The organism is Weeksella sp. HMSC059D05 (genome assembly GCF_001809725.1).
Classification (GTDB): Bacteria; Bacteroidota; Bacteroidia; order Flavobacteriales; family Weeksellaceae; genus Weeksella; species Weeksella virosa.
Genome location: NZ_KV798521.1, coordinates 56,940 through 69,746, shown reverse-complemented (window position 1 = coordinate 69,746; position 12,807 = coordinate 56,940). Strand labels below are relative to the sequence as shown.

The window sequence follows — 12,807 nt, the reverse complement described above, 5'->3', positions numbered from 1 at the left end:
TGACTCTTCTAGCACTTCTTCTAATGAACTGCCATAATTCACCAAATACAAAGAAGATTGCATCATCGATGTCTTTTGAGACAAGGTTTTTTCAGCTTTTAATTGATCTTCTGGCGTGTAATTCAGGCTCGATAAATCTTGATTGAATTTTACGCTAGAAAATGTAAATAGACTTACTATCACCAACACCAACGTGACAAAAATCAACGGTTTATTCTGATCGAAACTGAGCGAAGCAAATCGGTCAATAAATGTAGTTTTTTCTTCTGATTTTGCTAATCTAGGACGATACAAATGTGGGATGAAAAGTAAAGTAAAAATACCGCTCATCAATACCGTAATGAACGCAAAAATCCCTAAATCGATTAAAGCATCAGAGTGCAAAAACACTAGACAAATAAAGGCTGTTGCCGTCGTAAGACAACTCATAAGTATGGGTTGAGTAATTTCTTTGTATAGGATTTCTACAGACTGTTTTTCTCTAAAATGTGTCATCATATGCAAAGCATAATCAATCGTAATTCCCAATAAAACTGCTCCTATACTGATTGAAATCGCGGATACTTCTTTTCGGATAAAATAAATTATTACCAGCGCTGTTGTAAAACCAAAAACTGTTGGGATAAATAATATTAGGGGAATTGAGATTTTCCGATAAAAAAACATTAAAAGTACCACCAAAAAACTCATAGAAATTGCAATGGTTTTTATGATATCAGATTTTATTTGCTTCGCATTGGCAACTGCAATAATGGGTGCACCAAAAAACTGAACATTTATGTGTGTAAACTCTTTATTGATTTTCGATTCTATTTCTTTTATCCCCTCTACAAACGCTGCATTGTTTTGGGTATCACCGCTTTTATGTTTAGGATTGATAAAAAGCAATAGTGTCGATTTATCTTGGGTAAAAAGATAACCATCTTGATACAACAAATCACTCATGGAGCTCATTTCCTGCAATTTTTTCATGCCCAAAAAAGTTAAACCTAATGGATCTTTTAGGATAAAATTTCGACTAATAATTCCAGCAGGAGAAGTTAAACGCTCATAATTAGTTTGGGTTAATGCACGAATCGAATCTTGATTGATTTTCTGTTCAATTATCGTATAATCATCATCCGACAAAAAGTTTGGTAAATGATTATATACCATCGTAAAAGCATCTTCTAAAATTTCTTCATTTTGTACACCTTGAATACTTATTATAGAATTCTTATACTTTTCTAACTCGAGTTCGATTGCTTCTGCAGCGTCTATCAATTGCTCATCATTACCACCATTTTTCTTCTGAACAAGAACGGTAATTTTGTCTGAAAAATTTTGTTGTTGAAAAACTTTTGTGGTGATATTTCCTTGTTCACTTTTAGGGAGTATTTTCGTTATATCATCTTCTATCTTCAGGCTAGAAATAATAAAAAAACCTACCAATAAACTGATCAGAGCCAAACCAATACTTAGTGATCGATGTCGGTTTACCCATTTGTAAAATCGATAGAATAATTGGTACATGAATAGAAATTTTGTCTAAAATTAAGACAATTATAGTAAGATGAAAAGAAACCTTTTTCTTTATTCTAATTTCATTTTCTTAGTAGAAGTTTTTTGGGCCAAAAAATAAATAAAGCATACACTACTAGAAAAGTATTGAGTACACTTATACGGGCGAAATCCCAAAAGGGCCTAAAGTGAGAAACGCGTTCATTCATATCATACAAAACCTTCACCGGAACGTGTTCGATGGTAACCCTACGCCAAGCTAAACGCACGATAACTTCTATCTCGAACTCGAATTTTTGTGTGTATAAACGTTTTGGTAATTTTTCTACCGGATACAAGCGATAACCAGATTGCGTATCTTCTAACTTTATTCCGGTTTCGAACCAAAACCAAAAATTAGAAAAATTATTCCCGAAACTACTTTTCTTTGGAATGCCTTCTTGTGTCATATTTCTATTGCCAATCAACAAAATTTGCTCTCCTTTTTTTTGATCTAATCGCTCTAAAAATACTGGTAAATCATCTGCATAATGTTGACCGTCGGAGTCGATCGTTATAGCAAATGAATAATTCTTTTCTTTGGCCCAACGAAAACCACATTTCAGTGCATTTCCTTTCCCTGTATTTATTGGTATATGGATTATTGAAATTTTTTTATATTTCGATAAAATTTTGTTTGTATCGTCGGTAGAACCATCATTTACCACCAATACATTTTCTGTAAAATCCAAAACTCCATCGATGACTTTTGCCAAAGTTTTGTAATTATTGTAGGTCGGAATGATAACGCAAACTCGATATTTATCGAATAGTTTTGTTGTGATTGCTTGCAAAATTTTAGTTAAATTTCTCTTTTTCTGATGCTGTAAAACCCTTAGAATGTTGACTGTATTTTTTTATCAAGATTTTTACCTCTTTCGTTTGTTGCGAGTATAAGTTTAGGATACTTTTCTTGTCTTCTGTTAGGTTTCTATTATAAGCAATTACTTTGGGTAAATTCTCTTGTATAATAAAACGAATAAGACGTATTTCTGCATTACTTGGTTCTGATTGTATAGCTGCATCAATTTTCGAAGAACCGCTAATAAGTAATTTTTTTCTCGTTTCCTTTGCACCAAAATAACGCGAATACAACATTTCTGACGCACCTTGATACGCCAACATAGTTGCGTCTTTTCCTTTATACGAATGTAGAGCATTATAGAAACTGATTGTTTCTTCCTTACTTTTCGATGCTTGCTCGAATTTTTTTCTAACCTCTGATAAAGTTGAACCGAAAAAAATGAAAGTTACTAATAAAAATCCTAAAAAAAGTTTCATAACATAGAGTTTTCAAATTCTGCACTCAATTTCAAGGCAACTACCGATTCATAAACAGCCATCCCCTTCACCCTCAACCGATTATGATATTTTTGAATATCAAGTGAAATATGCAGTATAGGGTGCTCTTGAGGATTTATTATGGCCATAAATTTCACATTGCTCAACTTATTCAATCGCCATTTTTGTTGGGTAATTTCTTCTACCAATTCTTTGATAATCTGTATCATACACACACCTGGTGTTACTGGATTACCAGGAAAATGCCCCTCGAAAATAGAATGATTTTTATTCAATTCTATTAGAACTTGATAGGAATTTTCAGTCTTTTCTTCATTCGAAATAACGGTGTAAAATTTATGTAAAACAGCCATAAATCAAGTTTATTTTCTCAGTAAATTGCTTTAAACAATCCAAAAATACAAATTCTTATTCGATTCACATTATGGCCTAAATATAGATGGACTTATATTCGGGTTTATCGATTTATTCGAAAATAAAATCTGTGTATAATCATTACTTGGTTCGATTAGTTTTACTTCACTAACCATATCAACTTGCTTATCAAATTGTAATTCGATTCGTTTTAAATATTTTTTGGCAGTTTTTGATTTTGGCATTAATCTAACCAAAAAACCTTTAGTATTGGTATAAAAATCACTCTCGAACGCTGGATTATCAAACAAATCTCCGTTGAATGACCCAATGATTAGAGCATTTAACTGTGCGAAGTTTTTTTGACGACTAAGATCTGTTGTTTTACTTTTATTGGCTTGTTTCAGAGTTATTTTATTATCAACAAATATTACCGAAGTTTTACTCGGACTGGTGTATTGCCACAAAACTTTATTTGGATTTTGAAGATAAAACTTCCCTTTAGAAACCGTTGGTTTTTTCAAGAAACTCAAGTGTTTTGTTTCTGTAAATGTAGCAGAAAAAGTGTTTATCTTATTCATCTCTGTCTTCACAGATTTCTTGAAATTAATTATTTCATTGTAACTCATCCTATTTTGTGCCAGAGAAAAAGTAGCCAATAATACCAAAAACAAAATTGCTAATTTCTTCATATTTATCTAATTTTCAATTCACTAATAGTAACCATTTGATATTGATTATTGTACAATTCTTGCAAAATACGCTCCAAAGCCAACAAAGATTTTTCGGATGTGTCGTGCATCAAAATTATTGATCCTGGCTTCACTTTTCGCAAGACTCTTTTTGCAATCGTTTTTTCTTCTTTTATCACTGTATCCAAAGAACGTACACTCCAACCAATTACTTGATGATTCGTATCTTGAAGAACCTTGGCAAAAGTAGGATTTGAAACGCCAAATGGTGGACGAAAATAGCTGGGTTTTTCGCCCATATATTTTTCTATAATTTCATCATTATTAAGAATTTCTTTTTTCAATTTTTGATAGGATAAAAAACCTGTTTGGTTGAGGTGCGATTGGGTATGATTTCCTATTTCATGTTGATTTTGGATAATTTGCTCGAATATCTCTGGATATTGTTTGATCTGATTGCCTATACAAAAAAAAGTTGCTTTCGCTTTATATTTTTCTAGCAGAGATAAGAACTCGCCTGTCCATTCTGTTGGTCCATCATCAAAAGTAAGAGCGACTATTCTTGCGTTGGTTTTTTGATGATAATAAACGCTAAGAAAGTAGTTTAAACGTAGATCAAACACACCCCAACTTGTTATTCCAAGCCAAAGGATCCCAAGTAAAATCAACCAATAATAAGAAACATCATACCCAAAAATCAAGTAGATAATAATAAAAAAATATCCAAGAAAGATACAGGAAACTATTCGATGTTTTGACATTTTCTAAGCAACACTAAACTATGGTTTTTACCTAAAAACTGATTGTACAAGAGGATGTTTTCTACTTCTGATTGGTTCGGATAATTTTGATTTTTCAGAAATTCAGCAGCCAACAACATCCCGTAAGCAGAAGCAGTATCGTATTCTCCGCAAAACTTTTTGTATGAATATATAGCTTGGGGTAATGCATCGAAATACTGGTCGATTTCTGTTGTAGTAACCTCAGAATTTTTTCCTACAAAAATAACTTGTATATCATTCAACATCAATTGATTTTCTTGTAGAAAACTTTCCACAAATTCTTCAATTGTTTTATTTTCCAGTTTGTTTCGGATTTCTATATCTACAATTTCTGCATATGATTTTTGAGTAAATTTATCCGATAAAATAAAAAATGTTGCTCCCTCCCCAAATTTGGCTCCCGAACCATTTTTTGTAGATTGAATAACTTCTACCAATTGTAATAATTGATGTGTTCGAGTTGCAATTTCATCAATTCCACCGACCAATGCGTTTGAGATTTCGTTATTTTTAATTTGTAAAAGTGCATCTAATGCAGCAGCTTCGAAAGAGTTTCCACCATTTACATACGTAAAATTATAGGCATTGCAGTGCAGATGCAGTGCAATTTGGGCTGCTACAGTATTATGCGTTGATTGAATAAAGGCTGTTGGTGTTAAGAATTCTTCATCGTTCTGAATCAGATTGGCCAAAAACTTTTCCGAGTCTGCCAAACAACCCAATCCTGTACCCGTAATAATGGCTTCTATTTCAGAAACTTCAGACGACTTAAGAGCTTTTTGCGCTGTAAACAATCCCATTTTCACTGCTTTCGACATTCTTCTTAACGATGAAGCCGATAAAAATTCTTTATAATTTGGTTCATCTGCATAATTAAGAAATTCTGTCAGTGGTGTATTATTTTCAGTAAACTTTACTTCTCGATAGTTCTGTGCCGAAATTGCTGCTACCCCATTTATATAACATTTCTTCATGCTTTACTAAAAATTAGGGTTGAACAATTTCCTCCGAAACCAAAAGAATTCGACAATACATGTTCTATTTTTTTCGAGTAAATTTTGGTTTGAGGATGAAGATTATGAGTTTGCATAGGTTGTGCGAAATTGAGATTTGCCCAAACTTTTTGCTTTTCTAAAGCAAGAATACTAAACACAGCTTCTATACCAGCTGCTGCAGCCAAGGTATGGCCTGTAAAGGGTTTGGTAGAACTGAAGCATAATGTTTTTTTATCAAAAATACGTAACAATGCAGCACTCTCAGAGGCGTCATTGTTTCTTGTGGCAGTACCATGTGCATTGATATAATCTATATTTTCTGGTGAAATTTTGGCTACTGACAAAGCTTTTTGCATAGCCAAATAAGCTCCTTCTCCATTTTCTGATGAGGCTGTTTGGTGGTGTGCATCATTGGCATTCCCGTAACCAGAAAGATAAGCGTTTATCTGTCGTTGATTTTTTTGTGCATATTCTTCCGACTCTAGCACCAAATATGCAGCTCCTTCGCCTAGATTTAGTCCTTTTCTATTTTCATCAAAAGGTTGATTTGCGCAATCAGAGAGAATCATCAACGACTTGAAACCATTCAAAGTAAATTTTGATAAAGCATCTGTTCCTCCTACAATTACGCAATCGAGTTTGCCAGAAGAAATCAATCGAGCACCCATAATTATTGCATTTGCAGCAGAAGAACAAGCGGTGCTTACCGTAGAAACATAACCTTCTAAACCGATGATTTCAGCTATTTTTATACTCGAATCACCTGCATCGTGGCTTAGAATAAACTTTTGTTTGTCGGGTTGATTTTCATAACCGAAAAAATACAACTCAGACTGATCCATCCCACCTACCGATGTTGATGAAATCAGACCTATTCGGTCTTGTTTACCCCATGTAAGATTTGCATTTTTCACCGCTTCTTTGGCAGCGACTGCTCCTAAAAGTGCTGTTCTTGTGAAAGTATGATTATTGGGTAAACCTAAAATAGAAGCCAATTCTTGGTTGGATTTTTTGACTTCTCCTACCAAAAATTCGTTTTTGTGTTTGGTCGACAAGTATTTTATTTTCTCTAGACCACTTTTATTATGCAATAAAGAGTCGAGATTTTCTGCAACCGAATGGCCAATCGCAGAAATAATTCCCATCCCAGTTATTGCAATTTTAGTAGCCATTATTTTGTTCTATTGTCGGTGATATATTGAGCCATTGACTCGATTGATTCGAAAATGGTTTTACCCTGTTTTGGGTCTGCAATTTTGATTCCATAATCTTTATCCATCAATACAATAAGTTCTAAAGCATCGATAGAATCCAATCCTAGTCCATCACCAAATAACGGTTCATTTGCTTGAATATCTTCTATGTTAACATCCTCTAAGTTAAGAACTTCTACGATTTTATTCTTCAATTCTAAAATTAAATCTTCCATGATATTTCCTTGTATCTATTTTTTAAATAATTCTCTTGATAAGGTATTTTTCCTTCTTCAGAAACCAAATATACAAAAGCAGAATAGTTTTCTTGATAATATTCTATCCATGCACACAAGACTTGCCTTGCTTTACCTGTTTTCAAAAGGTATTTTGTTTGATTTTCTAGCAAAGTAAATGGCATTTCTTCGGCAACAAAAAATGCACTTTCGGTTTGTAATTGATATCGGATACTGACTTCACCTACACAAACATTAGGCAGTGTATAAACAAAAACAGAAGGACTCGGGAAATAATTTTCTTGGTCTGAAATACTTTTTTGATGTTTACTATCGGTATATAAACTTGCAGTACGATTGCAAAAAAGAAGGGCGGTATCTTGAGAGTCATTCTGTCTGAAAATCATTTCTGAAGCAAGTATTGCTATTTTAGAAAGCTCATCCATTTTATAAAATTTCGGATAAGAAATTTCTAGCATCTTATATATTTCTTTAGAAAAGTCAGCAAATGTCCCTATATCTTCTTTATCAAAAATAATTTGGTCGTTTTGCCGAATTCTGTTGGGCAAAATTTGTACATAATCTTGGATATACAGCTGTTTATCTCCCATATTTTCTAACAATTATTGCCGAGTTGCTTCCTCCAAAGCCAGATGCCGTTTTCAGGAATGTTGTTCCTGTTGTTCTTGTATGATTTTGCAATACGTTGATTGTTTTTGCTACCCCAAATTCTTCGAAACCATGCGTTTGTAATAAAATTTTTTCTTCTATTTGTTTGCACGCAAAAATCAGCTCTATTAGTCCAGACGCTCCCAAAGTATGTCCGAAATAACCTTTCAAACTATTGAGTGGAGTTTGGTTCATGTTCAATCGATCGAACACAATCGACTCCATATCATCATTGTATCGAGTTGCCGTTCCGTGCGCAGAAATATAGTCGATGTTTTCGGCAGAAATTTTAGCTTCTTCGAGTGCGTTTTTTATACTTTTATACAATCCCTCGCCTGTTCTAGAGGGGCCCGATATATGGTTAGCATCATTTATATTTCCTTCGCCCAGTATCTGGAAATTCCAAGTGTTATTTTGGGGTTTTGTCGACATATAAAGTGCTCCTACTGCTTCGCCCAAAGTAATGCCATCACGAGATTTATCGAAAGGTTTACAAGGTTTTTTACTCATCGCCTTGAAAGCATCAAACCCAGACAAGACAAATTCTGTAATTTCATCAACGGCCAATATCACTGCTTGATTAGTTTGTGAAGTTTGCAACATTCTCTTGGCAATATTTACGGCTAACACTCCTGATGTACAAGCATTTGACACGACAACTACATTGTTCTGCAATTGTAGTTTCTTTTGTAAAAAGTTTGCTATTTGCGGTATGAATGCTTCGATAGGATTATGGGCTAATGCTCGAATATTTCCTTTGGTTGTAGAAAGAACAACGGTAGTTTCTGGTGTAATTTCCACATTTTTTTGGTATAATTTATTCAATATCAACAACAACATCTTTTCTATACGAGAAGAATTTTTATCTGCGATAATCGAATCGTTTATTAGTTCTGATTGGATAAGTGATGCATAGAAATTTGTTATACCTCCTATTTTTTCTATTCGTTGAATGCCTGATTTATGAATTAATAAGTTCGACCAATTCTCATCCAAACTAAGTCCTAAAGGTGTAATAATATCAGCTTGATGAATAAAAACATTTCTCATAGCATACCGACTTTTTTCTTCCAATCTTTTATAAAATCAGGAAAATTCAAGAGTAATTCTCCTGTCGACAGTTCGGTAAAAACCTGAATTGTTTCTCCTGTACAAACTGTTTTCCCTTGTTGGTTTATCAACTCGTACCGGAAAATTAATTTTGCGGCTACAGAATCTATATAAGTAGTTCTTATAATAAAAATCTCATCATACTTCAATGGCAATTTATATTCGCAAAGAGATTTTACGACTGGTGCTGCTACTTTGTTTTCTTCCATATTTCGGTAGGTAAGCCCGTGTTCTCGACCAAAAGATTCGCGCCCTTCCTCGAAATATCGTAGGTAATTCCCGTGCCAGACTATCCCAAGCGGATCTGCTTCATTGAAACGAACTCGTATAGAGCATTCATTGGCTAGTGTAAGTTCAATTGCCTTGTTTTTTTCTGTCATAAAGTATGGATAAGCCTAAACAGAATAGGAAAAACAAAAGTAGGGAAAATATTTCGGGTAGGATGTATGATAGCGATGCATTTCTCAGTAAGATATCATAATACCCGCTCAGTCCCCAATGCATTGGAGATAGTTTTGCTATTTTCTGAAAAGTTGTAGACATCATAAAAACCGGAATCCAAATCCCTCCTAAAGCAGCTAGAATGACCACAAAAGTAGCTCCGAATGGTGGTGCTTGCTCTTGTGTTTTAGAAATTACACCTAATAAAATCCCCAACCCTATGGCTGCTAAACTGACAAAAATGGTAAAAAAAAGCATCATGGGTAATTTACCTTCGATGTCTAAAATTTCTAATCCGATAAGTGGAAAAAGTAACTGAGATAAAAGAATGATGGAGAAAAACTGCAACAAACATACTACAAGATAAATAATTATTTTACCTATAAGCAAGGTAGAATATGGCATCGGGCTTGTTCGCAACCTAAAGTTTGCCCCTAAATTCTTCTCATTCACCAAATTGACAGACAAAGGTACTATGATAAAAAATATTGCAAATAGTGTCCATGCTGGTACATTGTGTTGTACTGCGTTTGGTTCTTTGTCTTGATGATTGATTGCGGAAATTTCTTTATAAGTGATCAATTGATCTTGCTGAAAATTGGGTGCTGTATCTTCGCCTAAATATTCTCTGAACGTTTGATAAATAGTTTCTGATTGGGCTTTATAAATTATTTTTTCGATTCCAAATTTCACATTGTTCTTGAAATTTTCTTGGACAGCAGGATCGAAAATCAACTCGATTTCTTTGGGCTTATTTTTTTGTTTGGGTTTATCCGTGGTGTTATAAAGTCCAAAATCTCCTACGATTTCTTCTACATTAAATTCGACATTTGTGTGCAAATCTTTGGATAAATTATTCGGTAGAATCAAAGCTAATTGATATTTACCATCATACACCAGTTTTTTTGCAGTAGATTCATTCAGGACTTTTCCATTGAGAGAATCTATCAAAAAAAATGTATTTTCTTGCACTAATTGTCGCCGAATAGAATGTGAAACCGAATCTTGATCATGGTCGATAAACAACAAAGGGAATGCTTGCGATGTTTGCCCTTGCATAGCCTGATTTTGGATCAGCGTGACCATCACAACTAAAATCATCGGCATAACAAACAACACCGCTAAACCGCCATAATCACGAAAGAGTAATAAAGCTTCTTTTTTCACAGATTGCCAAAGTCTATGTAACATCTCGTAAGTTTTTCCCGGTTAATTGAATAAAAATGTCCTCTAAGTTTTTCGTATTAGGATAAGACTCGAGTAAGTTTTTCGGCGAACCAATTGCTTTTATTTTTCCTTGATCGAGAATTGCTATTTCGGTACAAAAATCTTGTGCCTCTCGAAGATGATGCGATGTATATACGATTGTAGTTCCGGTAGAATTTAGGTGATGCAAAAACTCTATAATTTTTGTTTTCGATTGCACATCGACTCCTACAGTTGGCTCATCGAGAAATAGAATTTTTGGTTGATGTAAAACCGCAGCCAAGAGATTTATTCTTCTTTTCATTCCGCCCGAAAAAGTATCTATTCTTTTATTAGCAAAGGATTTCAGTCCCATATTTTCTAGAGAATTCGACACATTTTCCTTCAGATTTTTTCCTTTTAATCCATACATGCTTCCGAAATAAATTAGATTTTCATAAGCTGTTAAGGTAGGATACAAAGCGTATTCTTGGGGTACTACTCCTATTAAGGCTTTTATGCTTTTGGCATTTTTATCGTACCTCAACCCGTTGATAATAATCTCACCTTCGGTTGGCTTTTGAAGACCACACATCATGGTAATTAAGGTTGTTTTTCCGGCACCATTAGGACCAAGAATACCGAAAATAGATTGAGTGGGAATACAAAAAGACACTGCATCTAGAGCGGTATTTTCGTAGGATGTATAACGTTTAGAGATGTTTTTGATTTGGATCATTACTTCAGAGCTTTTTTCAGACGCTTAAAAAAATCTTCTTCTTTATTGGCCAAAACCAATAGTTCATCTGCTAATGTATTGTACACTTCTTCTAATTGACTTCTCTTTTTATAAACCCTAGAAGCCTGTAAAGCAAAATCTCTCCACTGATTGCCAATAGCAATCATTTCTTTAGAAAAATCATCTAAAATAGGTTGTTGTATTTTCTCTGAAGATTCTTGTAAAAATACAGCAAATAAATACCGAAAACCTCCACCTCCGGTTCCTATTTCCTCTTGCATTCTTACTATTTGTGCTAGATAATAGTTGGTTTTTACATTACCAATTTTCTTTGGCCATTTTCGGATATCTTTTGCCAACCACCGCATTCCTCGAACCCCTGCAATAGGTACAGGTGCCAACATTTCGTTGCATGTTTTTTGGATTGCTTTTCGTATTGCTTTATCCCAATCGATATGTGTAGCAATTTCGGTCAGATAATACATATGTCCTTTGGGTGCTAAAACACCTTTTGCAAAACGTACTTTTTCTAAATCTTTTGCAGAAAGTTCTGTTGGGTGATTGAGCACTGGATCACTCACCAAGTAGTGATCTTCTTTTTTTCCGTAGATTACTAAATTATGTGCATTGAAATGAAAGCGATATTCATCTGGAAAATAAGGTAAATTATAAACCCCAACTTGCAAACCACAGGGAATATTTTCTGCTATTTTCTGATCAAGTAGTTTTTGTGCTTCTTCTTCTGATCGAAATTTTTTTCGCTCTATTTTCAAGCCTAAACGCTTTGCCAAACGGGTGAAAATTCTTCCCGGCATTGGACGATAACTTATCGCAGGTGCGTGATTTACTTTGAGAAAAGGCAGGTATACAAAAAACAACCCAGATCCAATACCAAAAACCATGGCTTCGCTAATGTCTAGTCCTCTGTTTTTTAATAAATTAGAGGCTACTCCTGTTTCGCAATGCGCTGATTGGTGATGTACAAATGGAATTTCTTTATTTTTTTCCATCGATTTTTTTTAGTTCTTCTAAAGTTATACCGAATACTTCTGCATATTTACTCAACACACTATCATTCAGACGATTAAATACATTTGGTTTGGCATGTCTTTTTATAAAAAAAGGCCACTTGTGCATATAAGCAGCTAAAGTTGGCCAGTCCATTTTATTCAATTCCATATAATAAACTATAGGACTTACTTTTCCTTGTTTCACCTTTTCTTTTGCTTTCTCTACACGTTGTTGTAAGACACGCAAAGTTTCTGTTTGCATAATGGTTTTGGGTTCCCAGCCACTCGATTGTTCGGTGGTGAAATGTCCGTCTTCGTCTACGACATAGTATAGTTCGGAGAGATTGTTTTTACTCAGAAAGCTTTCGTCTTGCGGTACTTCATTCTTCTTCATTGTGGTCTTTCAAAAACAAGTAATTTACTATTTTTAGATGTTTGTGAGTTTTATTTTTTCTCTTATCAAAAAAATAATCTATTATAGTTGTTGTCTCTAAAATTACAATTTTTTTGATAGGATTGATAAATCTAGTTTAAATATTTACTCTTTTGGTATGAAAATT

Annotated in this window: 16 protein-coding genes; all 16 read right to left on the bottom strand. The window is 34.0% G+C overall.

The window, feature by feature from the left end; translation table 11 throughout:
* Positions 1-1,512 (bottom strand): MMPL family transporter (locus HMPREF2660_RS10935; RefSeq protein ID WP_168160776.1); only part of this gene is annotated, 1,512 nt, incomplete at its 3' end.
* Positions 1,513-1,583: 71 nt separating this feature from the next.
* Positions 1,584-2,333, bottom strand: a complete 750-nt coding sequence (locus HMPREF2660_RS01850) for a glycosyltransferase family 2 protein (protein ID WP_013598660.1) — start codon at positions 2,331-2,333, stop codon at positions 1,584-1,586.
* A gap of 4 nt (positions 2,334-2,337) precedes the next feature.
* Positions 2,338-2,820, bottom strand: coding sequence for a hypothetical protein (locus HMPREF2660_RS01845; RefSeq protein WP_070485447.1), 483 nt, complete (start codon positions 2,818-2,820; stop codon positions 2,338-2,340).
* Entirely contained in the window at positions 2,817-3,194 is a 378-nt protein-coding gene (locus HMPREF2660_RS01840; protein ID WP_070485445.1) for an ApeI family dehydratase, read from the bottom strand. Before HMPREF2660_RS01840 ends, HMPREF2660_RS01845 begins: the two co-directional genes overlap by 4 nt.
* Positions 3,195-3,263: 69 nt before the next feature.
* The gene (locus tag HMPREF2660_RS01835) at positions 3,264-3,887 is read right to left on the bottom strand and encodes a flexirubin biosynthesis/transport protein LolA2 (RefSeq protein WP_013598657.1); all 624 of its coding nucleotides are present in this window, start codon (positions 3,885-3,887) and stop codon (positions 3,264-3,266) included.
* A 2-nt stretch (positions 3,888-3,889) separates the two neighbouring features.
* On the bottom strand, positions 3,890-4,648 hold the full coding sequence (locus tag HMPREF2660_RS01830) for a polysaccharide deacetylase family protein (RefSeq protein WP_013598656.1): 759 nt from the start codon (positions 4,646-4,648) through the stop codon (positions 3,890-3,892).
* Positions 4,630-5,643 carry a beta-ketoacyl synthase N-terminal-like domain-containing protein gene (locus HMPREF2660_RS01825; RefSeq protein WP_013598655.1) on the bottom strand — a complete coding sequence of 338 codons (1,014 nt, stop codon included), beginning with the start codon at positions 5,641-5,643 and terminating at the stop codon, positions 4,630-4,632. Before HMPREF2660_RS01825 ends, HMPREF2660_RS01830 begins: the two co-directional genes overlap by 19 nt.
* A complete protein-coding gene (locus HMPREF2660_RS01820) occupies positions 5,640-6,836 on the bottom strand; it encodes a beta-ketoacyl-[acyl-carrier-protein] synthase family protein (RefSeq protein WP_013598654.1) in 1,197 nt (398 codons plus the stop codon). Before HMPREF2660_RS01820 ends, HMPREF2660_RS01825 begins: the two co-directional genes overlap by 4 nt.
* A complete protein-coding gene (locus HMPREF2660_RS01815) occupies positions 6,836-7,093 on the bottom strand; it encodes a phosphopantetheine-binding protein (protein ID WP_013598653.1) in 258 nt (85 codons plus the stop codon). The genes HMPREF2660_RS01820 and HMPREF2660_RS01815 overlap by 1 nt, the downstream gene beginning before the upstream one ends.
* Entirely contained in the window at positions 7,081-7,704 is a 624-nt protein-coding gene (locus HMPREF2660_RS01810; RefSeq protein ID WP_070485443.1) for a hypothetical protein, read from the bottom strand. The genes HMPREF2660_RS01815 and HMPREF2660_RS01810 overlap by 13 nt, the downstream gene beginning before the upstream one ends.
* Complete coding sequence (locus tag HMPREF2660_RS01805; protein ID WP_013598651.1) at positions 7,694-8,812, bottom strand: beta-ketoacyl-[acyl-carrier-protein] synthase family protein; 1,119 nt, start codon at positions 8,810-8,812, stop codon at positions 7,694-7,696. The genes HMPREF2660_RS01810 and HMPREF2660_RS01805 overlap by 11 nt, the downstream gene beginning before the upstream one ends.
* On the bottom strand, positions 8,809-9,252 hold the full coding sequence (locus HMPREF2660_RS01800; protein ID WP_013598650.1) for an acyl-CoA thioesterase: 444 nt from the start codon (positions 9,250-9,252) through the stop codon (positions 8,809-8,811). Before HMPREF2660_RS01800 ends, HMPREF2660_RS01805 begins: the two co-directional genes overlap by 4 nt.
* Positions 9,227-10,504, bottom strand: coding sequence for an ABC transporter permease (locus HMPREF2660_RS01795; RefSeq protein WP_070485441.1), 1,278 nt, complete (start codon positions 10,502-10,504; stop codon positions 9,227-9,229). The genes HMPREF2660_RS01800 and HMPREF2660_RS01795 overlap by 26 nt, the downstream gene beginning before the upstream one ends.
* On the bottom strand, positions 10,494-11,237 hold the full coding sequence (locus HMPREF2660_RS01790) for an ABC transporter ATP-binding protein (protein ID WP_070485439.1): 744 nt from the start codon (positions 11,235-11,237) through the stop codon (positions 10,494-10,496). Before HMPREF2660_RS01790 ends, HMPREF2660_RS01795 begins: the two co-directional genes overlap by 11 nt.
* Positions 11,237-12,247, bottom strand: coding sequence for a BtrH-related acyltransferase DarH (locus HMPREF2660_RS01785; protein ID WP_070485436.1), 1,011 nt, complete (start codon positions 12,245-12,247; stop codon positions 11,237-11,239). The genes HMPREF2660_RS01790 and HMPREF2660_RS01785 overlap by 1 nt, the downstream gene beginning before the upstream one ends.
* Positions 12,234-12,641: a flexirubin biosynthesis protein DarG gene (locus tag HMPREF2660_RS01780; RefSeq protein WP_013598646.1), complete on the bottom strand. Its 408-nt coding sequence runs from the start codon at positions 12,639-12,641 to the stop codon at positions 12,234-12,236. The genes HMPREF2660_RS01785 and HMPREF2660_RS01780 overlap by 14 nt, the downstream gene beginning before the upstream one ends.
* Between the last annotated feature and the right edge of the window lie 166 nt (positions 12,642-12,807).